General features: G+C 52.3%; 16 protein-coding genes and 6 pseudogenes. 10 read left to right on the forward strand and 12 right to left on the reverse strand.

Annotated elements, in window-relative coordinates; translation table 11 throughout:
* Positions 1 to 91: 91 nt before the first annotated feature.
* Positions 92 to 910, reverse strand: a complete 819-nt coding sequence (gene proC, locus ABDK09_09300; GenBank protein ID XAW89794.1) for a pyrroline-5-carboxylate reductase — start codon at positions 908 to 910, stop codon at positions 92 to 94.
* Between the two features lie 214 nt (positions 911 to 1,124).
* Positions 1,125 to 1,837, reverse strand: a pseudogene (locus ABDK09_09305) (YggS family pyridoxal phosphate-dependent enzyme).
* Between the two features lie 40 nt (positions 1,838 to 1,877).
* Here ABDK09_09305 and ABDK09_09310 point away from each other — a divergent pair.
* Together ABDK09_09310 and ABDK09_09315 are read left to right on the forward strand one after the other, a co-directional pair.
* Positions 1,878 to 2,915, forward strand: a complete 1,038-nt coding sequence (locus ABDK09_09310; GenBank protein ID XAW89795.1) for a type IV pilus twitching motility protein PilT — start codon at positions 1,878 to 1,880, stop codon at positions 2,913 to 2,915.
* Between the two features lie 108 nt (positions 2,916 to 3,023).
* Positions 3,024 to 4,140: pseudogene (locus ABDK09_09315) on the forward strand (PilT/PilU family type 4a pilus ATPase).
* Positions 4,141 to 4,228: 88 nt separating this feature from the next.
* Here the strand turns inward: ABDK09_09315 and ruvX are convergent.
* From ruvX to metK, 8 genes and pseudogenes are all read right to left on the reverse strand, one after another.
* Positions 4,229 to 4,654, reverse strand: a complete 426-nt coding sequence (gene ruvX, locus ABDK09_09320) for a Holliday junction resolvase RuvX (protein ID XAW89796.1) — start codon at positions 4,652 to 4,654, stop codon at positions 4,229 to 4,231.
* A gap of 28 nt (positions 4,655 to 4,682) precedes the next feature.
* A complete protein-coding gene (locus tag ABDK09_09325) occupies positions 4,683 to 5,246 on the reverse strand; it encodes a YqgE/AlgH family protein (protein ID XAW89797.1) in 564 nt (187 codons plus the stop codon).
* Between the two features lie 77 nt (positions 5,247 to 5,323).
* A complete protein-coding gene (gene gshB / locus ABDK09_09330; GenBank protein ID XAW89798.1) occupies positions 5,324 to 6,280 on the reverse strand; it encodes a glutathione synthase in 957 nt (318 codons plus the stop codon).
* 11 nt (positions 6,281 to 6,291) lie between these two features.
* A pseudogene (rsmE, locus tag ABDK09_09335) lies at positions 6,292 to 7,024 on the reverse strand (16S rRNA (uracil(1498)-N(3))-methyltransferase).
* Positions 7,025 to 7,204: 180 nt separating this feature from the next.
* On the reverse strand, positions 7,205 to 7,921 hold the full coding sequence (locus ABDK09_09340; protein ID XAW89799.1) for an endonuclease: 717 nt from the start codon (positions 7,919 to 7,921) through the stop codon (positions 7,205 to 7,207).
* Positions 7,922 to 8,101: 180 nt separating this feature from the next.
* Positions 8,102 to 8,608 (reverse strand): SprT family zinc-dependent metalloprotease, encoded by a 507-nt coding sequence (locus ABDK09_09345; protein ID XAW90708.1) that lies wholly within the window; start codon positions 8,606 to 8,608, stop codon positions 8,102 to 8,104.
* Between the two features lie 312 nt (positions 8,609 to 8,920).
* A complete protein-coding gene (locus tag ABDK09_09350) occupies positions 8,921 to 9,715 on the reverse strand; it encodes a DUF2189 domain-containing protein (protein ID XAW89800.1) in 795 nt (264 codons plus the stop codon).
* 416 nt (positions 9,716 to 10,131) lie between these two features.
* Positions 10,132 to 11,286: a methionine adenosyltransferase gene (gene metK / locus ABDK09_09355; GenBank protein XAW89801.1), complete on the reverse strand. Its 1,155-nt coding sequence runs from the start codon at positions 11,284 to 11,286 to the stop codon at positions 10,132 to 10,134.
* 378 nt (positions 11,287 to 11,664) lie between these two features.
* On the opposite strand from metK, the pseudogene tkt reads away from it, so the two are divergent.
* Positions 11,665 to 13,663: pseudogene (gene tkt / locus ABDK09_09360) on the forward strand (transketolase).
* A gap of 153 nt (positions 13,664 to 13,816) precedes the next feature.
* On the opposite strand, the pseudogene ABDK09_09365 reads toward tkt, so the two are convergent.
* Positions 13,817 to 14,714 (reverse strand): annotated as a pseudogene (locus ABDK09_09365) (LysR family transcriptional regulator).
* A gap of 161 nt (positions 14,715 to 14,875) precedes the next feature.
* Between ABDK09_09365 and ABDK09_09370 the strand changes: the two are divergent.
* The 6 genes from ABDK09_09370 to mscS all read left to right on the forward strand — a co-directional run bounded on the left by ABDK09_09370 (position 14,876) and on the right by mscS (position 23,119).
* The gene (locus ABDK09_09370) at positions 14,876 to 16,954 is read left to right on the forward strand and encodes a TonB-dependent receptor (protein ID XAW89802.1); all 2,079 of its coding nucleotides are present in this window, start codon (positions 14,876 to 14,878) and stop codon (positions 16,952 to 16,954) included.
* Between the two features lie 120 nt (positions 16,955 to 17,074).
* A complete protein-coding gene (locus ABDK09_09375; GenBank protein ID XAW89803.1) occupies positions 17,075 to 18,031 on the forward strand; it encodes a siderophore ABC transporter substrate-binding protein in 957 nt (318 codons plus the stop codon).
* A gap of 281 nt (positions 18,032 to 18,312) precedes the next feature.
* Positions 18,313 to 19,338 carry an erythrose-4-phosphate dehydrogenase gene (epd, locus tag ABDK09_09380; GenBank protein XAW89804.1) on the forward strand — a complete coding sequence of 342 codons (1,026 nt, stop codon included), beginning with the start codon at positions 18,313 to 18,315 and terminating at the stop codon, positions 19,336 to 19,338.
* A gap of 214 nt (positions 19,339 to 19,552) precedes the next feature.
* Positions 19,553 to 20,716, forward strand: coding sequence for a phosphoglycerate kinase (locus ABDK09_09385; GenBank protein XAW89805.1), 1,164 nt, complete (start codon positions 19,553 to 19,555; stop codon positions 20,714 to 20,716).
* A gap of 151 nt (positions 20,717 to 20,867) precedes the next feature.
* Positions 20,868 to 21,944, forward strand: coding sequence for a class II fructose-bisphosphate aldolase (fbaA, locus tag ABDK09_09390; protein ID XAW89806.1), 1,077 nt, complete (start codon positions 20,868 to 20,870; stop codon positions 21,942 to 21,944).
* 311 nt (positions 21,945 to 22,255) lie between these two features.
* Complete coding sequence (gene mscS, locus ABDK09_09395; GenBank protein XAW89807.1) at positions 22,256 to 23,119, forward strand: small-conductance mechanosensitive channel MscS; 864 nt, start codon at positions 22,256 to 22,258, stop codon at positions 23,117 to 23,119.
* Between the two features lie 116 nt (positions 23,120 to 23,235).
* Here mscS and ABDK09_09400 read toward each other — a convergent pair whose 3' ends face one another.
* Positions 23,236 to 23,859, reverse strand: a complete 624-nt coding sequence (locus ABDK09_09400) for a LysE/ArgO family amino acid transporter (GenBank protein XAW89808.1) — start codon at positions 23,857 to 23,859, stop codon at positions 23,236 to 23,238.
* A gap of 156 nt (positions 23,860 to 24,015) precedes the next feature.
* On the opposite strand from ABDK09_09400, the pseudogene ABDK09_09405 reads away from it, so the two are divergent.
* Positions 24,016 to 24,919, forward strand: a pseudogene (locus tag ABDK09_09405) (LysR family transcriptional regulator ArgP).
* Positions 24,920 to 25,192: the final 273 nt, after the last annotated feature.

The following is a 25,192-nucleotide window of genomic DNA, read 5'->3' on the forward strand; positions in this document are numbered from 1 at the left end:
TCCAAAGATCACAATCAAGCGTCGCAGCACTTTGTGAGTACTGCGGCGGCATTAAATAGTGTGCTCTAGAGTAAGCAAACGTTGGTGTATTTTAAAATAGTTTTTCCATCTCTTGCGCGCGGCTTACGGCAGCGCGCATCGCTTGCGCGACAATCTCACTGAGCTGATGCTCATTGAAAGTGCGGATGGCTTCGGCGGTGGTGCCGCCTTTCGAAGTCACCTGCTCACGCAGGGTCGACAGTTCAATCTCCGGATTGGCTTTAACCATCTCTGCGGCGCCGAGTGCAGACTGCTGCACCAGCAGGCGCGCGGTTGCCGCGTCAAAGCCTTGTGCCATTGCTTCTGCCTGCATTGCTTCCATAAACAGGAAGAAATAGGCCGGCGCACTGCCTGCTGCAGCAATTACGCTGTTGATGCCGGATTCCTGTTCTACCCAGCACACTTCACCCACCGCGCTCATCAGGTCAGCGGTGAACACTTTATCCTGCTCGGCCACCAGCGGAGTTGCAAACAGACCTGCCATACCACGGTTCACCAGTGACGGGGTGTTCGGCATGACGCGCACCAGGCGCAATTCCGTCGCCAGCATCGCATTGAGACGCGCCGCTGACACACCAGCTGCAATTGAAATCACCAGCTTGCCGGAAAAATCGACCGCCTGCAGCGGCTTACACACCTCGGCCATCAGCTGCGGTTTGACCGCCAGTACTACCACATCGGCTTCACTCGCCGCCGCCAGGTTGTCACTGCTGGTGCGGATACCATACTTCTGCTCCAGCGGCAGGCGACGGGTTTCAGAAGGTGCAGTGGCAATAATGCTCCGGGCCGGATAGCCGCTGCTGACCAGACCTGCGATGATGGCGTGTGCCATGTTTCCTGCACCAATAAAGGCGACGGTTCTTTGTTCCATGTTTCTCTTGTCCAATATTGTGGCTGCGGTTAGGTGCCGGTATTGGCTTACAACCGCAGACCTGAGTTCGAAAATTGTGTGTCACAACCTGACTGATGACTTAGGGTACATGCTGTCTGCCTGCTGCGCATCTGCGTAAATCGTTACAGACGGTAAATCGTTACAGGCAGTTACCCCTGCGGCACATTGTACGCTTACAGCGTAGCGGCGCGGATTACCCTTTCTGGCTGTAATCGCGCTGTCCAAAAATCGCGGTGCCGATGCGGACAATGGTACTGCCGGCTGCAATTGCCGCCTCCATATCGCCGCTCATGCCCATCGACAGGGTATCAATGCCGTCAAACTTGTCCGCCAGCTGCTGCTGCAACGCTTCCAGCTGCTGAAAGGCGGCCAGCTGCGACTGATAGTCAGTGACGTTCTCCGGAATTGACATCAATCCTCTTAACGTGAGGCCCGGCAGAGTAGAAATCAATTCCGCGAGCGGAAATAATTCCTGCGCACTGATACCGGATTTAGAGGCTTCACCACTGGTATTGACCTGGATCAGCACCTGCAGCGGCGGCAGGTGGGCCGGACGTTGCTCACTGAGGCGCTGGGCAATCTTGGCGCGGTCAATGGTGTGCATCCAGTCAAAGTGCTCGGCAATCAGGCGGGTTTTATTCGATTGCAGCGGGCCGATAAAATGCCATTCCAGATCGAGCTCAGGATGTTGGGTGGCGAAAAACTGCACTTTATCGCAGCCTTCCTGGACATAGTTTTCTCACCAAAAGCACGCTGGCCTGCCGCGGCAGCTTCCAGAATGGCTTCAACCGGTTTAGTCTTGCTCACTGCCAGAAGTTGCACTGAGCCTGGAGCGCGACCACACTTTTGTTGTGCGCTTGCGATCTGTGAAGTGATAAGTTCAAGATTTTGTTGAATACTACTCATAGCCGGACTTATTTGGGTCTGTTGACCATAGGAAAATTAAATGGATATCTCTGAATTACTGGAATTTAGTGTAAAACATAATGCGTCAGATCTACATCTTTCTGCAGGAGTTCCTCCGATGGTTCGTATCGACGGCGAGGTGAGAAAGCTTGGTGTGCCTGCTTTCAGCCATGCTGACGTGCATCGATTAATTTTTGAAATTATGAATGACGCCCAGCGCAGCGAGTATGAAGAGCGGCTCGAAGTGGACTTTTCCTTTGAACTGCCGTCGGTCGGCCGTTTCCGGGTTAACGCCTTTCATCAGGCGCGTGGCGCCTCTGCGGTGCTGCGTACCATCCCGACCAGGATTCCGACTCTGGACCAGTTAGAAGCGCCGGAAATCTTCAGTAAAATCGCCAACTATGAGAAAGGTCTGGTGCTGGTTACCGGCCCGACCGGCTCCGGTAAATCGACCACTCTGGCGGCGATGGTCGATTACATCAATGCCCATCATAATAAACATATCCTGACCATAGAAGATCCGATCGAATTTGTGCACAGCAATAACAAGTGCCTGATCAACCAGCGTGAAGTGCACCGGGATACCCACAGTTTTAAAAACGCGCTGCGCAGCGCACTGCGTGAGGATCCGGATGTGATTCTGGTCGGTGAGCTGCGCGATCAGGAGACCATCAGCCTGGCGCTGACCGCGGCAGAAACCGGCCATTTAGTGTTTGGTACCCTGCACACCAGCTCGGCGGCGAAAACCATCGACCGTATTATTGATGTGTTTCCGGGTAATGATAAGTCCATGGTGCGCTCCATGCTGTCGGAATCACTGCGCGCGGTGATTGCGCAGAAGCTGCTCAAACGGGTTGGCGGCGGCCGGGTGGCGTGTCACGAGATCATGATGGCCACTCCGGCGATCCGTAATCTGATCCGCGAGGATAAAGTGGCGCAGATGTACTCGATTATTCAGACTGGTGCCATGCACGGCATGCAGACCATGGAACAGAACGCTAAGCAGCTGCTGGCCAAAGGCCTGGTTGACCTGGCTGAAGTGCAGCAAAAAGTAGAGAGCGATATGTCGGCGTTTTGATGCTAAAGCGCAGCGTAATACCCAGAGCGCGGCGTAAGCTCCAGAGCGCAGCGTAAGCCCCGGTGCTGGCACCTGAGCCAGAACAGTAACTGAAGCAAAGAGAGCAAGATGCAACTTGATGATTGCCTGCAGGGCATGGTGACGCGTAAAGCGTCCGATATTTATATCACGGTCGGCGCGCCGCTGCTGTACCGGGTCAACGGCGCCCTGGAGGCAGAGGGTAGTGCACTTGGCTCGGCTCAGGTTGAGCAGCTGCTGCAGGCGATGATGGACAGCGTTCGCCAGCAAGAGTTTGCCGCCAGCCATGAAGCCAATTTTGCCCTGGTGCGTGACTTTGGCCGTTTCCGGGTCAGTGCTTTTATGCAGCGCGAGCAGCCGGGCGCGGTCATTCGCCGCATCGAAACCGAAATTCCGACCTTTGAGCAGCTCGACCTGCCGCCGGTGCTGAAAGATCTGGCGCTGGCCAAACGCGGCCTGGTGTTGGTGGTGGGCGCGACCGGCTCCGGGAAGTCGACCACCATGGCGGCGATGACCGGTTATCGCAATGCCGAGCGCAGCGGGCATATTCTCAGCGTCGAAGACCCGATTGAGTTTGTCCATCCTCATCAGCGCAGTATTGTCACTCAGCGTGAAGTCGGTCTGGACACCGCCAGCTTTGAAGTGGCGCTGAAAAACTCGCTGCGTCAGGCTCCGGATATGATTGTCATCGGTGAGATCCGCACGCGTGAGACGATGGAGTACGCCATGACCTTTGCCGAAACCGGCCATCTGTGTCTGGCAACCCTGCACGCCAATAATGCCAATCAGGCACTGGAGCGCATTTTACATCTGGTCAGCAAAGAGCGCCGCGAGCAGTTCCTGTTTGATCTGTCGCTCAATCTGCAAGGGATTATCGCGCAGCAATTGCTGGCGGATAAACATGGTCAGGGGCGGCACGGGGTGTTTGAAATCCTGCTCAACAGCCCGCGTGTGGCGGATCTGATCCGGCGCGGCGATCTGCACGAACTGAAAGCGACCATGGCTAAATCACGCGAGAAACGGTATGCAGACCTTTGATCAGACGCTGTATCAGCTGGTGGCAGAGGATAAAATCGATGAGCAGGAAGCGCTGCACAGCGCCGATTCCGCTAATGATTTACGTCTGATGCTTAAAACCCGCTCGGGCTGTGACAGCTCTGCGCTATCCGGCGGGTCACTGGCTAATGTGCAGATTGATATGGACTGAGCGCAAAGGGAATGTAAATGGATATAAAAAACAGCCGTCAAAGGCTGTTTTTTTATTGACCGCAATGGTTTTCCGCCACAGTCCGGCGCTATTCACCCCACAGGGTTTCGAACCAGCTTTCCAGGATCACCACCGCTGACTGGCAGTCGACGTTGCCCTTGCTCAGCGCTTTATAGCCGCCCATTGAAAACAGCTCGGCGCGCGCTTCGGCAGTCGACAGACGCTCATCATGCAGTTCGACCGGCAGACCGTAGCGGCCATGCAGGCGCTGGGCAAACTTCTTGGCACGCGGGGTAATGGTTTCCAGTGCTTTGCCTTGCAGGTCAGTCGGCAGGCCAACCACCAGTAAGTCCGGTTGCCACTCTTTGATCTGTTTTTCAATCTCATCCCAGTTGGGAATGCCATCGTTGGCTTTAAAGGCTTTCAATGGTGAGGCGGTGCCAGTGATCTCCTGGCCAATGGCGCTGCCGATACTCTTGGTACCGAAATCAAACGCCATAATTGTGCGTGACATAGGGTGTTTCTCTTCAATTACGCGCCGCTCAGGCGTGTCCGCTCTGGGTGGACAGCTGGTGCGGATTAATGCCCAGTTTCTGAATCGCTTTATTCCACTTTTCATGCACCGGGGTGTTAAAAATCAGTTCCGGATCCGCTTCAATCGTCAGCCAGGAGTTTTCCGCCAGCTCATCTTCGAGCTGACCCGGCGACCAGCCGGAGTAGCCCAGCGCGACAATGTAGCCGCTTGGCTCGGCATCGGTGCCCAGCACCGTCAAAATATCTTTTGAGGTGGTGACACTGATCTCGCTGGTCATATGAATGCTAGATTCATAATGATCTTTCGGACGGTGCAGAATAAAACCGCGATCTTCCGAAATCGGACCACCGTTAAATACCGGACGTTTCAGGCTGTCGGTGTGTGACTGCGGATAAGCCGCTTCCACTTCAACCTGCTTGAGCATCCCGCCGACAGTGACATCGATCGGGGCATTGATCATCAGCCCCATCGCTCCTTCTTCATTGTGTTCACAGATATAAATCACACTGTGCTTGAAGTAAGGATCCTGCATGCTCGGCATGGCGACGAGAAAATGGTTGGTCAGGTTCATCTTGGTCTCCACTTGCAAGGGCCTGCGCAGCGGTATTTGCACCGCGAGTGAGGCCCAATTATCAGGAGCGGAGCTCCTTACAATGACAAGGCTTTGATACGACGCTCAATCGCGTCCATCAGTTTACCTGTGATTGAGATATCGAAAGCCGCTTCAATCTCGCGTACGCAAGTCGGGCTGGTGACGTTAATCTCAGTCAGTTTATCGCCAATGACGTCAAGGCCGACAAAGATCAGACCTTTTTCTTTTAGTACCGGTGCCACGGTTTCTGCAATCTTGCGATCCGTGTCGCTGATCGGGCGGGCTTCACCACGACCACCGGCGGCGAGGTTACCACGGGTTTCACCGGCGGCCGGAATACGTGCCAGACAGTAAGGCATCGGCTCACCATCCACCACCAGGATACGTTTGTCACCGTTGCTGATATCCGGCACGAACGTCTGTGCCATGCAGTAGTTTTGCCCTTGGTTGGTCAGCGTTTCAATGATGACCGAAACGTTTGGATCGCCTTGCTTGACCCGGAAAATCGAGGCGCCGCCCATGCCGTCGAGAGGCTTAAGGATAATGTCACCGTGCTGCTCGCGGAACGCTTTAATCTTCTCGGCTTTACGCGTCACAATCGTGGTCGGTGTCAGTTCCGGGAACCAGGCGGTGAACAGCTTCTCGTTACAGTCACGCAGGCTCTGCGGTTTGTTGACGATCAGCGTACCTTCTTCTTCGGCACGTTCCAGAATGTAGGTCGCGTAAATGTATTCAGTATCAAACGGAGGATCTTTACGCATCAGCACGGCGTCGAGTTCAGACAGGGCGATGGATTGCTCGGACTTGAATTCATACCAGCCGGTTGGATCTTCTTTCAGCTCGACAACTTTCGTGTCAGCCATGGCGACGCCTTGATCTAAGTGTAGATCATTCATCTCCATATAATGAATCTCATAACCGCGACGTTGCGCTTCTAGCATCATGGCGAAGCTGGTGTCTTTTTTGATGTTAATGGACGAAATCGGGTCCATTACGATGCCGAGTTTAATCATGCTCATCTCCGTTAGCCAAGATCGCCGAAGCGAACTTGCAGGGCTGTAATTGCGGTTAAGGCTGCGGTTTCGGTGCGCAGTACGCGCGGGCCGAGCAGCGTCTCTTCAAATTGGTGATCGCGGGTCATCTTGATCTCTTCCGATGACAAGCCGCCTTCCGGGCCAATCAGCAGGCGCACTTTGCTTACCGGCTGTGGCAGGGTATTGATGGAATATTTAGCGCGCGGGTGCAGGTTGAGTTTGAGCGCGTCGCTCTGCTCGGCACACCACTCTTCCAGGCTCATGATTGGGCGAATTTCCGGCACGACATTACGGCCGCACTGTTCACAGGCACTGATGGCAATTTTCTGCCATTGCTGCAGTTTCTTCTCAAACCGTTTTGGATCCAGCTTGACGCCGCAGCGCTCAGAGATGAGCGGTGTAATGGTGTTGACGCCGAGCTCCACCGATTTCTGAATGGTGAACTCCATTTTATCGCCACGGGAAATCACTTGTCCCAGATGCAGATCGAGCGGGGATTCAATACTGTTCTCAACCCGTTCGGACAGTTCAACTACCACCTGTTTCTTACCGGATTCGGTAATCACAGCCGGAAATTCCGCGCCACTGCCGTCAAACAGCAGTACTTCCTGGCCCGGTTGCATGCGCAGTTACGCGCCCGATGTGACCGGCCGCATCTTCACTCAAAGTGAGCGCGCCAAGATGAGTAATAGGGTGCGGGTGATAAATACGGGGAACTCGCATGCTGGTATTCCTGAAATTATGCTAATTATCTGGCCCTTAAGATGGGCGCTTTACAGCAAAAAAACAAGGGGCAATATCGGATTGCCCCTTGTTTTCATATAAAGCCAGTTTTGGCGCAAAGTCAGCATTGTCATCTGTCAGCATGGATATCGGCCGCTGTGTGGCCGTGCGGATTAACGATTAAGGTGTGGCGCTCAGTGCGTAACTGCGGCACTGCTCGATGACGTACGGGTTGTGGTTACCCTGAATGCGCTCGATACGCTGATCGCGCACGCACTCCCACTGATTAACCGGATACTGGCGGTTCCAGGCCTGCATCAGCTGAGTCTGGGCTTTGGAGAGACGAAAACCGTAGCGGTCGCTCATATAAAGGTAGGTTCGCGCAATTGCACCGCGTGCACGCTCCGGCGGCATTACCCGGCGCTGTTTAAAGTTGACCTGCACTTCGCAGCGGCCGTAAGTCGCGCCGTCAATGCCGTTCCACTGACTGAAGTTGAGATTGGAGCGGTCGCCGTTGACCTCACCGATCGCCGGGGTCAGGTTGTGCAGATCCGCTTCCATCCGCTTGAACGTTGCATCATGACGCGTGCACTCTTTACGTCCGCCTTTTTGCCAGCATTGCAGCTGGTGGCCAAACTGCCAGGCCGGAACAACGTGTTCCCATTCAATCCGGCTGGCACGTTTTTGCTGTTTACGCACCTGATAGCCGCAGCTTGCCAGATCCGGTGTGCCTTTTTTACCCTGCCAGCTGATATTACAGCCACAGTAAAAGCTGACCGGATGATCCTGATAAATCTTCAGGGCGGCCGTTTTGGCCTGATAAAATGAGGTCGGTGCCGAAGCCCAGGCGCTGGAAACCAGGCTGGTTAAACCAATAGCGAGTAACAAACGAAACATAGTAAAGACGGGTTATAGTGTGATTTTTTCCAGTCTATCACTCATAAATGGCAGTTTGAGCAGATGTTTTTATCATTACGGAACGCAGCGCACTGTCTGACCAAAACTTGCGCGGCGCGCTGGCTGTTAACGTACGTAACTCGATAAAAACAGGATTAGCAATGGCCGTGCAGACGCCGCCTAAGAGAGTTGTTTGCCGCTGAAAGTCAGGGTTTGCAGGCACTGCTGGCAGCGGTACACCGCTTGATTGCGCAGCACTTTATTGTGGCGGCGCACCGAGAGTGGATAACGGTTGCAGGCACACAGATACTCAAAGGTCTTACCCTGTACCGAGGCGACCGAGAAACTGTGGGTGGTATTGGCGGGCACGCCAAACACTTCAGTCATGATGTGCTGCCATTCTCTGCCGTGCGGACGCACCCGGCCGTAAACCTGATAGGTGATCAGGTGGGCGATTTCATGCGGCACCACTTCCTCGATGAAAGCGTGCGGGTTTTCGCCAAACAGTACCGGGTTGAGGCGGATCTCTTGCAGCTGCAGATAGGCTTTACCGGCCACTTTACCGCGCAGCTGAAAGCTCAGGGAAGGAGTGGTAAAGGTACGCTTAAAATAGCGCTCGGCTTTGTCGATACAACGTTGAATTTGCGCTTGGGCGCGATAGTGCAGTTCAAAATCGACCACAAACAGGGACTCCGGCGAAGCGTGCTCAGTAACGGTGTGGTCACGGGGCACGAGAGAAAAGATAAAAAAAACCTCAGCATTTGGCTGAGGTTTTATCATAACACTGTTGACCGTACTCGCTGTAGTTTCCAGTAGGACGGGACAGTGATCAAGGTTGGAGACCTTTGAGATCAGTGTCATACCCTTCCTACTTGAAGCTGCAGCGGTGTTGGCTGCATTCGTTCACCCCAATCACATAGTGTCTCTATGCTCATGGGGATTCACTCATTTGCCGCCTACCTGCAACTCCAAGTTGTTTGGGTATATTTCTTTTTGATATTATTCATGTTTCTTCTTGATAATCGCATGGTAGGCGTGCCAGGTGCTGTAACCGAGAATCGGCATAGTAAACAGCATACCGATACCGTAGGTGGCAAAGCCTATCAGGATCCCGCCGCAAATCACTCCGGCCCAGACGATCATGGCCGGAATGTTGGACTTAACCGCGTTAAAGCTGCTGAATACCGCGGTCATCACATCGACGCGCCGTTCCATCATCAGCGGAATCGAAAACGCTGAGATACTGAAGATGACACAGGCAATCACGAAACCGACCAGAGAGCCAATCAGCAGAAATGGCAGGAAATCGGTCAGCGGTGCGCCTTGCACCGACGGGTAGAGCGCGTGCAGCAGGGCAGCAATCCGCATCCAGAAAATCATCGCAACCGCCAGCATGACCGCAAACGCCCACTGTGAGCTGGAGTTACGGGTAATGGCTTTAATCGAGTGCAGCAGACCGGCGGAGTGGCCTTTTTCCCGTTCCCAGCTTGCGGCATACAAACCGAGCGCGAGGAAGGGACCAATCAGCATATAGACCACCAGGCTGGGCAGGATCACCAGGTGGGTGCCTTGCCACTGCACCAGCAGCACAATACCGATGGCGGCGGCCATAAAGCACAGACCGTAAAAAGCGCTGATCAGCGGCATGCGGATAAAGTCATGCAGGCCAAGCGCCAGCCAGTGAAACGGAGCAGACACACTGACCGAGTTGCATGGCAGCGTGCGGGCGTATTCCTGAGGACCGACTTCTTTTTGCTTATGGTCGAAGTCGGAAGAGTGAACCGTACGAGGCATAAATCCTCCCTGATCGATTAGGCACAGCAGTTGGATAAGGAACGCAGCCAGCGAGGTGCTTTTCAGAGCCTTATGTCTTTCAAGAACGTAATGTCTGTTAAGAATATAGCGTTTTTCAAGATCATCGTGTCTTTCAAGACTAAATTGACCCGGGCAGCGCAGTATAAATTCTGTCTGTATTATCTGTTTCGTCTGTTCTGATAAATGTTGCGTCTGTTAGTATTAACTATCTAGAATTAACTATCGTTGACGTGTGGCAAAAACACAAATAAACGGATAAAAATTAATCAAGGCATGACAGATGTAAAGCGCGGATAAAGAGAGTGGCAAATGTGATAAAAGAGGGGGATACGAAAAAGCCCTTGCGCGTTGGCAAGGGCTTTGCAGTGTGGTGCTGTCATGTCAGTTCAAAGAACTTATTTCAGGCCAGCGAAGTCACGCAGTTCAGCGGCTTTGTCAGTCGCTTCCCAAGGGAACTCTTCGCGACCGAAGTGACCGTAGGCTGCTGTCTTCTTGTAGATAGGTTGCAGCAGGTTCAGCATCTCTTGCAGACCGTAAGGACGCAGGTCGAAGAACTGGCGTACCGCTTCAATGATGATGTCGTGTGATACTTTCTCAGTACCGAACGTTTCCACCATGATTGAGGTTGGATCCGCAACACCGATAGCGTAAGACAGCTGGATCTCACAGCGGTCAGCCATACCGGCTGCGACGATGTTTTTCGCCACGTAACGTGCTGCGTATGCTGCACTGCGGTCTACTTTTGATGGATCTTTACCAGAGAATGCACCACCACCGTGACGAGCTGCGCCGCCGTAAGTGTCAACAATGATCTTACGACCAGTCAGGCCACAGTCACCCATTGGACCACCGATAACGAAACGGCCGGTTGGGTTGATGAAGAATTTAGTCTCTTTGTTGAGCCATTCAGCTGGCAGAACCGGCTTGATGATCTCTTCCATCACTGCTTCACGCAGATCCGGGGTAGAGATTGAATCACAGTGCTGAGTTGACAGAACAACTGCGTCGATACCGACGATCTTGCCTTGCTCGTACTGGAAAGTAACCTGAGATTTTGCATCCGGACGTAACCATGGCAGCGTGCCGTTTTTACGTACTTTTGCCTGACGCTCAACCAGACGGTGAGAGTAAGTAATTGGTGCAGGCATCAGCACTTCAGTTTCGTTACATGCGTAACCGAACATGATGCCCTGGTCGCCGGCGCCCTGTTCTTTAGGGTCAGATTTGTCGACGCCCTGATTGATGTCTGGAGACTGTTTACCTATGGTGTTCAGTACCGCACAAGAGTCCGCATCGAAACCCATGTCTGAGTGGGTGTAGCCAATTTCACGTACGGTTTCACGAGTCAGCTCTTCGATATCAACCCAAGCTGAAGTGGTGATTTCACCACCGACCATTACCATGCCGGTTTTCACGTAAGTTTCACAAGCAACACGTGCTTTTGGATCTTGTTCCAAAATGGCATCTAAAACCGCATCAGAGATTTGGTCTGCGATTTTATCCGGATGGCCTTCTGATACTGATTCAGAAGTAAACAGGTGCTTAGCCATGATTGCTCCAATTCTATAATCAAAAGAGCAGTGCACTGTGGTCACTGCTCTGTAAAATCGTTCATTATGTAGGCGTTTCTACATCTAGACGTCTATTCTAGTTTTGAATGCTTAAATTACAAGCTCTTTTTTTGTCTGATTGCTAACCAAACGTTTGCTCATCGGCAGGCCTTTTGCAGGCTTTGTGCATGAATATGTTGTAAAGCATTGCAAAATTAGAACAAAGCGCCAGCAAAAGGTTTGCAGTGCCGATCCGGCTTTGCGACAATATCGGCCACTTTTCTGCCCGATTAATCTCTGAGCTACCTGCCTGAGGCAGCGCGGTGAGATTAGTTGCGGACCGACGGATACTTTTCGCATATTGCTTTAGGAGCTGACATGTCTTCCCGTAAACAACTGGCTAACGCAATCCGCGCGCTGAGCATGGATGGTGTACAACAGGCTAACTCTGGTCACCCAGGCGCCCCGATGGGGATGGCTGACATCGCTGAAGTGCTGTGGCGCAGTCACCTCAACCACAACCCGCAAAACCCGAACTGGGCTGATCGTGACCGCTTCGTGCTGTCCAACGGCCACGGCTCTATGCTGATTTACTCACTGCTGCACCTGAGCGGTTACGAACTGTCAATCGACGACCTGAAAAACTTCCGTCAGCTGCACTCAAAAACCCCGGGCCACCCTGAATACGGTTACGCACCAGGCATCGAGACCACCACAGGTCCGCTCGGTCAGGGTATCACGAACGCCGTAGGTATGGCGATTGCTGAAAAAGCGCTGGCAGCGCAGTTCAATAAAGAAGGTCACGACATCGTTGACCACTTTACTTACGCGTTCATGGGCGACGGCTGTCTGATGGAAGGCATCTCGCACGAAGCGTGCTCTCTGGCGGGTACCCTGGGTCTGGGCAAGCTGATCGCATTCTGGGATGACAACGGCATCTCTATCGACGGTCATGTGGAAGGCTGGTTCTCGGACGATACGCCAAAACGTTTCGAAGCTTACGGCTGGCACGTCATCCCGGCGGTAGACGGTCACGATCCAGAAGCGATCAACGCTGCTATTGAAGCCGCACAAGCGGAAACCGGTCGTCCGACCCTGATCTGTACCAAGACCATCATCGGCTTTGGTTCACCAAACAAAGCGGGCTCACACGACTGTCACGGTGCTCCTCTGGGCGCAGACGAAATCAAAGCCGCACGTGAATTCCTGGGTTGGGAATACGGTGCATTTGAAATCCCGGCGGATATCTACGCTGAGTGGGATGCCAAAGAAGCCGGTGCTGCCAAAGAAGCAGCCTGGAATGAAAAATTCGCAGCCTATGCTGCAGCTTACCCGGCAGAAGCGGCGGAATACCAGCGCCGTATGGCTGGCGAAACTGCCGGCAGACTGGGAACAAGCAACCAGCGCAGTGATTGCTGAGCTGCAAGCCAACCCGGCCAACATCGCGTCACGTAAAGCGTCACAAAACGCGCTGGAAGCGTTCGGTAAGGTCCTGCCTGAATTCATGGGCGGCTCAGCCGACCTGGCTCCGTCTAACCTGACCATGTGGTCTGGCTCTAAGTCACTGACTAACGAAGATTTCGCCGGTAACTACATCCACTACGGTGTACGTGAATTCGGTATGACCGCCATCATTAACGGTATTGCCCTGCACGGCGGTTTCGTGCCTTACGGCGCAACCTTCCTGATGTTCATGGAATACGCGCGTAACGCAATGCGTATGGCGGCGCTGATGAAGATTCAGAACATCCAGGTTTACACTCACGACTCCATCGGTCTGGGTGAAGACGGCCCGACTCACCAACCGGTAGAGCAAGTGGCGTCACTGCGTATGACACCAAATATGAGCACCTGGCGCCCATGTGACCAGGTTGAATCTGCGGTTGCTTGGAAACTGGCTATCGAGCGTAAAGACGCGCCATCGGCGCTGATCTTCTCGCGTCAGAACCTGGCTCAGCAAGAGCGCAGCGCGCAGCAAGTGGCGGACATCGCGAAAGGTGGTTACATCCTGCAAGATTGTGCCGGTAAACCTGAGCTGATCCTGATCGCGACCGGTTCTGAAGTAGAACTGACCGTAGAAGCCGCAGCGCAACTGACGGCGGCCGGTAAACAGGTTCGTGTGGTATCTATGCCATCGACTGACACCTTTGACAAGCAGGATGCGGCTTACCGTGAAGCGGTACTGCCAGCTGATGTGACTGCACGTATCGCTGTTGAAGCGGGCATCGCTGACTTCTGGTACAAGTACGTCGGCTTTGGCGGTCGTATCATCGGTATGACCACCTTCGGTGAATCTGCACCGGCGGGTGAACTGTTCAAGATGTTCGGCTTCACTGCTGAAAACGTAGTTAACACTGCGAACGAACTGCTGGCGTAAGCCTGGTTTGATCCTGTCTTAGGACGGGACAACCATGAAAGCCAAGGCCCTGCTCATTGAGCAGGGCCTTTTCTTTTTTATGAATCAGTTTTTTATGAATCAGTTTCTATGAGCATTTTTCAGAGCACTGGCTTGGGCTTCTCTGTCAGGCGGTTATTTCCACTCGTCGGGACGGGCCGCGCGCAGCGCATCAATAAACAGCCGCAGCCGCAGCGGATGACGTCCGGTCGGGTAGTAGCAGTTGATGTTAGACGGAGACGCTGACCACTCCGGCAAACATAACGAGATGCTGCCCGGGTGATGTTTCTCATAACCCTGCGCGACCCAGTTTGGCAGTAAGCCGATGCCGCGCCCTTTGGCAATGGTGTCGATCTGCATGTAGAGATTGTCACACTGCAGGCGGCTCTCTTTGGCCGGCAGGACATACTCGCCCTGCTGCGGGTGGGTCAGCGTCAGTGCTTCCTGACGCTGTGCCACCAGGTCAATCCAGGCGTGCTTGGTCAGATCGCGCGGATGGTCTGGCTGGCGATGCTGGGTAAGGTAATCCGGTGAGGCATACACGGCGCAGCGCCATTCACCGAGCAGTTTCGCGCCGGTAACCGGCCGGGTCGATATCGCCAATCCAGATAATTAAATCCGGTTCAAGCAACTGTTCATCATGCTGAAACTGGCTGTAGAGGCGCACACGTAGCTGCGGATGCTGCGACATAAACTCATCCAGCACCCGGCTCATCCAGCCGCGGGTCAGGTTAGGGTGCACCACCAGGGTCATTTCACCGCTGACCTCATTGTTGAGTTCATGCAGGGCCTGCTGACTTTTATTAGCCAGATCAATCAGCTGCTCCGAGTAGGCAGCAAACACTTCACCGGCTTTGGTCAGTGCCAGGCGGTTGCCCTGGCGTGTGACCAGCGCCTGGCCTAAGTCTTCTTCTAACTGAGTCAGACGGCGGCTGAGCGTCGATTTAGGCTGATTGAGGGCTTTTGCCGCTCCGGTCAGGCTTTTGTGTTGGCAGAGCGCATGGAATGCGCGCACTGCACTGAGATCCTGCATTTTTCTTTCCTCTTACGGCCGTCGTGACAACAATATTTTTGCTTTGTTCCATAACTGGGCCTAAGTATTCCACATCTTGCCCTATTCATGCAGCTCTTTTTGTGAATAATTCTCATCTTGATTTTGATAATTATTACCATTTAGAAATGAAGGAGTAGTAGATGTACAAATGGACGCCATCTAAAGTCTCATTGGCAGTCTCCCTTGGCCTGGTTTGTCAGTTCCCGGCTTTGGCAGCAGAGACACAAGAGCAGGCTCAAGAAACCCAGGCCCATGAAACAGTAGTCGTGACCGCTTCCGGTTTCGAGCAAAATATTACCCGTGCCCCGGCGACCATTTCGGTGATTACCGCTGAAGATATCGAAAAAAAGTCCTATACCGACATCACTGATGTGTTAAAAAATGTTTCCGGGGTGCAAGTCTCCGGTGGCGGTGTAGAGCAGTCGATCATGATTCGCGGTATGTCATCTGACTACACCCTGTTTCTGATTGACGGCCGTCCGGTGCAGGGCAACGATGCTTTTGGTCTCAATGGTACCCAAGCGGGAACGCCGATTAACTTTTTACCACCTGTTTCGCAAATCGAGCGTATTGAAGTCATCCGTGGCCCTGCCTCTTCTTTATACGGCTCCGATGCCATGGGCGGCGTCATTAACGTCATCACCAAAAAAGTCGGCAACGAGTGGAGTGGCAGTGTCACCACGGAATACAACCTGGCAGACAGCTCCAATAAAGTGAATGAAGATTCCACTCAGACCAGCATCGCGCTCAATGCGCCGCTGATCGAAGATACGTTGTCGCTGCAGTTTACCGGTTCATACCTCAATCAGGACGAAAGCCATTTCATCGGCAGCGATGACAGTGAAGCCTCGGACCCTGAATACAAACGCCGCAACTTCAGCACCAAGCTGAACTGGAGCGTGAATGAGCAAAACAACCTGACTTTCGGTTACAGCCGCGCCGAGCAGGAACGGACCCATAACCCGGGCGTAAGTATTGCCGAAACCGTCACCAACCGTGATGGCAGCATCAGTGATGCCGAGCAGAGCTACAACAAATCGATCCGTGATACCTATTTCCTTGAGCATGAAGGTCACTATGACCGCATGCGCGTTAAATCTTACGTCAACTACGACCAGTCCGAGAACCCGTCCCGCGTCAATGAAAATACCGGTAACGGCATTGATTTCGATGTGCTGACGCTCAACTCGCAAGCCAACTGGTTCTGGGACGCCAACACACTGACTATCGGTGCGACTTACAAAAATGAGAAGCTGGAAGATGGTGCGACCAATGGTCTGTCTGAACCGGTCGTTGCTGACGCTGATGCGATCAACAAAATGGAGCGCTACCAGTACTCGATTTTTGCCGAAAATGAATGGCTGCCGATGGATGACTGGTCAATTGTGCTGAGCGGCCGTTTTGATGACAACGAAGCGTTTGGTAACCACTTCAGCCCGAAAGTGTACAGCGTGTATGGCCTGACCGATGCCTGGGTGGTCAAAGGCGGGGTGACTTCCGGCTACAAAGCGCCGAGCCTGCGCCAGAGCGCAACCGATTTTGGTTCCACCTCGCGCGGTGGTGTGATCATCGGTAACCCGGATCTGAAACCGGAAACCAGTCTCAACTATGAAATCGGCCTTGGCTTTGACGACAGCTATGATTCGGGTATCTCCGCCACGCTGACCGCGTATCTGACCGAGTTTGAAGACAAGATCAACCGTACCGGCCGTATCTGTGAAGCCAACGTCGAGTGTAACTACGGCGGCACTGTCTATCCGGCGCACCAATACGGTTATACCGCCTACGAAAACATCGCTAAAGCGGAAATGTCCGGTATTGAAGCGACCATGGATTACCAGATCAACGAAGATGTGCTGCTGCGCCAGTCGTACACCTTTACCAAAACCGAGCAGAAGAGCGGTGAGTACAAAGGTGAGCCGCTCAATGATGTGGCGAAACACATGTACAACGCGTCAGTGGAATGGCAGGCAACGGAGAAACTGCTGCTCTGGACCCAGGGTAACTACCGCAGCAAAACCACCGGTCGCTGGCAGACCGGGACCAGCGGCAGTTCAACCAATGGTCTTAAAATCCCGAGTTACACCCTGTTTGATCTCGGTCTGGTGTACAAAATCAAGCAGGACATCAGCCTGAAAGCGGGCGTGTACAACGCATTTAACAAAGAGATCAACCCGGAGAAAGACGAGAAACTACCGTTACATCCTCGATGGTCGTAAGTACAACCTGGCGCTGACCATGCGCTTCTAAGGTGACAGAGTAAAAGCGGAAGGCCCGGAGAATAGAATACCGGCCTTCCGCTTTATCGTGAGCAAACCTGACTATATAAGAGAAAAGCAATGAAAATATTGGCAGTTGGCCTGGCGGTAGTCGCCAGCGTATTGAGTTTTATCCAGCCTGCGCTGGCCTTTCCGTTAACCGTGCAGCACAAGCAGGGCAGCACCATCGTTGAACAGGCGCCGCAGCGCGTGGCCGTGTTTGATCTGGCAACCCTGGATACCATGAATGCCCTGGGCGTCAGTGCAGCCGGTGTACCGGATACCTTTATGCCGCAATACCTCAGTCATTATTCAGGTGACGAGTTCACTAAAGTGGGTGACCTGTTCAAGCCTGATTACGATGCGCTGAAAAAGCTGCAGCCGGACTTAATCATTGTTGCCGGCCGTTCATCACGTGCTTATGAAGAACTGAGCAAACTGGCGCCGACGCTGGATCTGAGCATTGATGCCGGCCACTTCGTGCAGGGTATACAGCATAACCTGGCACTGCTTGGCACCCTGTTTAACCAGCAGGAAAAAGCGCAGCAGCTGAGTGTTGAATTTAATAACAAACTACAGAGCCTGCATGCACAAGCGGCCAAACAAGGCCCGGCGCTGGTGCTGTTTACCATTAACGGCCACGTGATGCTGCATGCTCCGGGTGAGCGTTTTGGTATGCTGTATGAACTGACCGGCCTTAAATCTGTGGTACCGGCGGTGGAAGCGGCAGAGCCGAAACCACGCGCTAAACCAGGCTCAGAAGAAGCAAAACAGCAACAGGCTGAGCGTCAGCAGCGTCTTGATGCGGCACTGGCTGAAAACCCAAGCTGGCTGTTTGTGCTGGATCGCGGCGCGGCCACCGGTGGTGAAGGTAAAGCGGTGGAAACCCTGTCAGCGATGGACAGCATCACTGCGACCACCGCATGGCAGGAAGAGCAGGTTTACTACCTCAATCCGAAAGAGTGGTATCTGGCACTGGGCGGCTACCAGAGCGTATTCAAAACCCTGAACGATCTGAGCAGTCGTTTCGCACAGTAAAACTGCCCTCATTAAATCCTGTCTAGTCAAACCCCGGCCCGCTGGCCGGGGTTTGTTGTTTTGGCCCTGGCTACTTATGTTACTTGGTCATCTATGTTGTATGACTGGTGTTATGTGACCGGCTGCCTAACCGATTGAGGCAAGCGTCAGCCACCGGCCTGGCTGGGAGCGGTTTCAATCGGAATCCGGGGTAAAAGATGGGGTACCGCGATGGATTTTAGATGAATAAATACGCATTTCTGGTTACCATCACGGCATAAGGAATAAGGGATAGTGAACCGATGTTAAAAGTGGCGATCAACGGATTCGGACGCATTGGCCGTAACGTTCTGCGGGCGGTGTACGAGAGTGGCAAAAACCAGCATATTAAAGTGGTGGCAGTGAATGAACTGGCCAAGCCCGAAGCCATGGCGCACCTGTTGCAATATGACACCAGTCATGGCCGGTTTGGTAAAAAAATCAGCCACGATCAGGAACACATTTATATCCATCATGACAACGGCGACTTTGACCGGGTGCGTATTCTGCATCTGGCTGAAATACCGCTGCTGCCGTGGCGCGATCTCGATGTCGACATCGTGCTCGATTGTACCGGCGTGTACGGTTCGCGCGCTGACGGACTGCAACATATTGAGGCTGGCGCTCGTAAGGTGCTGTTTTCCCATCCTGGTGCAGCGGACATCGATAACACCATCATCTACGGTGTTAACCACGACACTCTGACTGCTGATCAGCACATCGTTTCCAACGGTTCCTGTACCACCAACTGCATCGTGCCGATCATCAAGGTCCTCGACGATGCGTTCGGCATTGACTCCGGCACCATCACCACCATTCACTCATCAATGAATGATCAGCAGGTCATCGATGCTTATCACAGTGACCTGCGCCGTACCCGTGCCGCCAGCCAGTCGATCATTCCGGTTGACACCAAACTGCACAAAGGTATCGAACGGATCTTTCCGAAATTTTCCAACAAATTTGAAGCTATTTCGGTGCGCGTACCGACCGTAAATGTGACCGCGATGGATTTAAGCGTTACCTTGAACACAAATGTGAAAGTTAATGACGTAAATCAAACCATAGTACAGGCGTCTCAGTGTACATTAAGCAACATTGTTGACTATACTGAAGCGCCGCTCGTTTCCATCGATTTTAACCATGATCCGCACAGTGCGATTGTGGACGGAACCCAGACCCGGGTAAGTAACGGGCAACTGGTGAAAATGCTGGTCTGGTGCGACAACGAGTGGGGATTTGCTAACCGTATGCTCGATACTGCGTTAGCGATGCAGGCCGCGCAATAGCGCTTTAGCCTGATGAGGCGGTTGCCCCCGAATGGGGAGAGCGCTGCCCATGATTGGGGAAAAATATTTATTTTTTGCATTGAAATAAATATCATGATCCCCATATCTTATGTAGTTTAAAAAATTAGCTAACCAGTTTAAGAATTGACAGGTTCGGCAGGATCGCCGAACTGACGAAAACTTTATTTTCTTTGAATATTTGAGAGGACAAACCATGTCTGTAATCAAGATGACTGACCTGGATCTGGCAGGTAAACGCGTATTTATCCGTGCTGACCTGAACGTACCAGTAAAAGATGGCAAAGTGACTTCTGATGCACGTATCCTGGCATCACTACCAACGATCAAGCACTGCCTGGAAGCTGGCGCGAAAGTAATGGTGACATCTCACCTGGGTCGTCCTACTGAAGGCGAATACGCAGAAGAGTTCTCTCTACAGCCTGTTGTGAACTACCTGAACGACGCGCTGGACTGCGAAGTGAAACTGGCGAAAGAGTACCTGGACGGTCTGGAACTGAACGCTGGCGAACTGGTTGTTCTGGAAAACGTTCGTTTCAACAAAGGCGAAAAGAAAAACGAAGAAGAGCTGTCTAAGAAATACGCGGCACTGTGTGACGTATTCGTAATGGACGCTTTCGGTACTGCGCACCGTGCACAAGCTTCAACTCACGGCGTGGGCATGTTTGCTCCTGTTGCATGTGCAGGTCCTCTGCTGGCGAACGAACTGGATGCACTGGGTAAAGCAATGGACAACCCGGCTCGCCCAATGGTTGCTATCGTTGGCGGCTCTAAAGTATCGACCAAACTGACTGTCCTTGAGTCACTGTCTAAAATCGCTGACCAACTGGTTGTTGGCGGTGGTATCGCAAACACCTTCATCGCAGCAGCAGGCCACAACGTAGGTAAGTCTCTGTACGAAGCTGACCTGGTTGAAACTGCCAAGAAACTGATGGACGAGTGTGCGATTCCGGTAGCGACTGACGTTGCGTGTGCAAAAGCATTCGACGAAAACGCAGAAGCGGAAATCAAAAACGTAGCTGACGTTCAGGATGACGACATGATCTTCGACCTGGGCCCTGATTCAACTGCGGCACTGGCTGATATCCTGAAAAACGCGAAAACTATCCTGTGGAACGGCCCGGTAGGTGTATTCGAGTTCAAGAACTTCGAAGCAGGTACTCGTGGTATTTCAGAAGCGATTGCCTCTTCTGAAGGCTTCTCTGTTGCGGGTGGTGGTGACACGCTGGCTGCGATCGACAAGTTCGGTATCAAAGCAGACGTTTCATACATCTCAACTGGCGGCGGCGCTTTCCTTGAGTTTGTAGAAGGTAAAGTTCTTCCTGCGGTTGAAATGCTGGAAGCACGCGCTAAAGCGTAACTGATTGATAGAAAGCGGGAGTGATTTCCCGCTTTCTTGTTTGCTGCACCGGCCGGTTTCTTCTGCTAGAATAGCGCCAGTTGTAAGCAAGCTTTTACAAGAATGTAAACTTACCGTTTTTAATTAAAACGACAAAAATAGGATTATATCCATGTCTAAGATCTTCGATTTCGTTAAACCAGGTGTGATCTCTGGCGACGACGTTCAGAAAGTATTTGAAATTGCTAAAGCAAACAAATTTGCTCTGCCAGCAGTAAACTGTATCGGTTCTGACTCTGTAAACGCAGTACTGGAAGCAGCAGCGAAAGTTAAGTCTCCGGTTATCGTACAGTTCTCTAACGGCGGCGCAGGTTTCTTTGCTGGTAAAGGTCTGAAACTTGAAGGTCAGCAAACTCAAATCCTGGGTGCTATCGCTGGTGCAAAACACGTACACACAGTTGCAGAATCTTACGGCGTGCCTGTAATCCTGCACACTGACCACGCAGCGAAAAAACTGCTGCCATGGATTGACGGTCTGCTGGACGCGGGTGAAAAACACTTCGCAGAAACTGGTAAGCCTCTGTTCTCTTCTCACATGATCGACCTGTCTGAAGAGTCTCTGGAAGAGAACATCGAGATCTCTGCTAAGTACCTGGAGCGCATGGCTAAAATGAACATGACTCTGGAAATCGAACTGGGTTGTACCGGTGGTGAGGAAGACGGCGTAGATAACTCTGACATGGACGCATCTGAGCTGTACACTTCTCCGGAAGACGTGGCATACGCTTACGAAAAACTGAGCGCAATCAGCCACCGTTTCACTATCGCAGCCTCTTTCGGTAACGTACACGGCGTTTACAAACCAGGTAACGTAGTACTGACTCCAACTATCCTGCGCGATTCTCAAAAATACGTTTCTGAGAAATTCAACCTGCCAGAAAACTCACTGAACTTCGTATTCCACGGTGGTTCAGGTTCTTCTCTGGAAGAAATCCGCGAATCTATCGGCTACGGTGTTATCAAAATGAACATCGATACTGATACTCAGTGGGCATGTTGGGATGGTATCCGCCAGTACGAAGCGGCTAACCACGATTACCTGCAAGGTCAAATCGGTAACCCGACTGGTGAAGATGCACCAAACAAGAAATACTACGATCCACGCGTATGGCTGCGTGCTGGTCAAGCTTCAATGGTAACTCGCCTAGAGCAAGCATTCTCTGACCTGAACTCAGTTGACGTACTGTAATCAGTCATTGATCTAATACGAAAGCCCGCTCATTGAGCGGGCTTTTTTGTATCCGCCGCACACAAATCAGTGCACCAGTTGGCACAGTTGCTATTTATTGCATAGGCTGTAACAGGCAGATTTGTAACAAGATAATCTCTTGCTTGGTAAGCCTTTAAACTAACAGTGCCAATTTAATGTTAATTGGTGCATATAAGCTGTGCCAAACTGAAATTTGACCAAAATCTGATGTCAGGTCACGGCAGATTATGTGTATGATAGTCAGTGGGTTATATACAAATACATAATGATTACTCTAGAGGATAGACACTATGGCTGGTGAGTCGAGCAGTGTAGAAATACCAATTGTCGATAGTTTGGGTCAGGTGAATGCCTGGCTGACCAATAATTCGGAGCTGTTGATCCAATACGGCGTCAATATCATTTCAGCGCTGCTGATCTTATTTATCGGTAACATCATCGTTAAGGTGATTGCCGGCAGCGTTTCCAAAGTTCTGCAAAAGAAACAGATGGACAAAGCCGTGGTGCAGTTCATCTATGGTCTGGTGCGTTACCTGCTGTTTATCATCGTGCTGATTGCTGCACTGGGCCGTATCGGCGTGCAGACTGCCTCAGTGGTTGCGGTGATTGGTGCGGCCGGTCTGGCAATTGGCCTGGCTCTGCAGGGCTCACTGTCGAACTTCGCCGCTGGTGTACTAATTGTGGCATTCCGCCCGTTCAAATCCGGCGACTATGTGGAAGTGGCAGGTGTGGCCGGTTCAGTCGATTCTATCCATATTTTCCAGACCATTCTGAAAACGCCGGATAACAAGATGATCGTACTGCCTAACTCATCCGTGATTGGCGACTCGATTGTCAACTACTCACGCTACGACACGCGCCGGGTCGATATGCTGATTGGCGTATCGTACAAAGCGGATCTGAAAAAGACCAAAGAAGTCATGCGTAAAGTGGTCGAAAGCGATCCACGCGTGCTGAAAGATCCGGCGGTCAACATTGCCGTACACGCTCTGGCGGATTCGTCGGTCAACCTGATTGTCCGTCCTTGGGTTAACAGCGCCGATTACTGGCCGGTGTACTGGGATCTGACCCAGGCGATTAAAGAAGCTCTAGATGAAAACGGTATCGAGATCCCATTCCCGCAAATGGATGTGCATCTCAACAAGCTGGACTAATTAGTCATTCAGCAACGTTATTCACTAAGACAAAACGGAGGCTTCGGCCTCCGTTTTTACGTTATGCGCCTGGCACTTTTTCTAGGCCTGGCGTTCTTCTATGCTGCAGCGCCGGATTAAACCGGCCACTGCAGGTTATGGCCGAGCGTAAAGGCGATGAGAAACATCACTGCGGCAACCACCAGATCGATGACCTTTTTCACCTTAGGTTTGGACAAGGTCGGCGCCAGTTTGGCCGCACCCATCGACAGCGAGTAGAACCACACGAACGAGGCCAGAATGGTGCCGATGGCAAATGAAATCCGGTCGCTGCCTTCAAACTGACCGCCAATCGAGCCCAGAATCACAATCGTATCCAGATACAGGTGCGGGTTGAGTACCGTCACCGCCAGCGTACCAAGGATCACCGCGCGGCGGCCTCGCAGCATCGCCTGTTTATCGCTGCTCTCCTGCTGCTGGTCAAAGGCGCTCTTCAGCGACTGGATCCCGTAGAAAATCAGAAACAGAATGCCGCCCAGGGTCACCAGTGCCAGCAGCCATTCATTCTGAGTCAGAATCGCGCCGCCGCCAAAGATACCCAGCGAGATAAAAAAGATGTCTAAAAAGCTGCACAGGGTGGCGGTTGTGAGATGATGGTTGCGCTTAATGCCCTGATTAAGCACAAACGCATTCTGAGCCCCGATCGGGATTATCATGGTAGCGCCGAAACCAAAGCCCTGCAGTAAAATCCATAAGTTCATTGTCAAACCTGAAAATTAATAGTTATGTTCGGAAAAGTTAATAGTTATGTTCGGAAAATGAGTAAGTATTAAATCTGGCGTTAAAATAAAGCATGGGTAAAAATAAATAAATCTAATAATATTAATTACTCATAAGTCAGGCTAATGGAGGCGGGAATGCGCGGATTGGATTATCGCTGGATAGAAGCACTGGATGAAATCATTGCCCAGCGCAGTTTTGAAAAGGCCGCCGATGTCTTGTGCATCTCGCAGTCGGCAGTATCACAGCGGATTAAGCAACTGGAAAAATGGCTGGCGCAACCGGTACTGGTGCGCGAGCAACCGCCGCGTGTCACACCGGCCGGGCAGAAGCTGCTCGGCTTATATCGTCAGGTATGCATTCTGGAACAGGAAATTCTGCCGGATCTGAGTGGCGATGACAGTGATAAAACCGTCTCAGTTTCCATTGCCACCAATGCGGACAGCCTGGCGACCTGGCTGATCCCGGCGCTGGCACCGCTGGTTGAGCAGGGCAATATTCAGCTTAACCTCCTGGTTGATGATGAGCACCGCACGATAGAGAAACTTAAAAATGGCGAGGTTGTCGCGGCCATCAGCCAGTCAGCCAAATCGATTCCCGGCTGTGAGGCCGTGCTGCTCGGTGATATGCCTTATCTGTGTGTCTGTGCGCCGGGATTTTATCAGCGCTATTTCCCGGCCGGAGTGAGCGGCGCAGCACTGGAGAGAACGCCCTCCATCGCTTTTGATCCCAACGATTTTGTCAACGAGCGCTTTGTGCGCAAGTCGCTGGGCTATGAGATGCAAAGTCCGGTTAAGCACAGTGTCGGCAGTTTCCGAAGCGTGTGTGAAAGGCGCGCTGGCGGGGATAGGCTTTGCCATGATCCCGGAGATACAGATTCGCGCTGAGCTGGAGCAGGGCTTGCTGGTCGAGATCCTGCCGGGCATGCGCATCGATCAAAAGCTGTACTGGCATCACTGGCAACTGGAGAGCGGCATTCTTAAACGTCTGTCACACGATATCATCCGCGCTGCGCAGAGTGTTTTGCCGCGGTCAGCATAGCCACAGCCAGTAGCGTAAGGGCTGTCAGGTCAAAGTTATGTCAGTTTACCTTGGATTGACGGAGAGTGTGCAACCTTTCACCTATTATAAGCTCAAAGTCTGCGTGTTCGTCGAGTGCCCGGTTGGCTTGTAACTAAGGACTAAGTAACTAAGGCCTCAGTACCTTAAAGTTAAACGCCTTAGAGCTTAATGCCTGCGGTCTAAGTACCTGCTGTCTAAGTACCTGCGGGTTAAGCCCAAGCGTACCGACGAGACAACACAACAGACAGGAGA

Origin of the sequence: Vibrio sp. CDRSL-10 TSBA (assembly GCA_039696685.1) — a bacterium.
GTDB lineage: Bacteria > Pseudomonadota > Gammaproteobacteria > Enterobacterales > Vibrionaceae > Vibrio.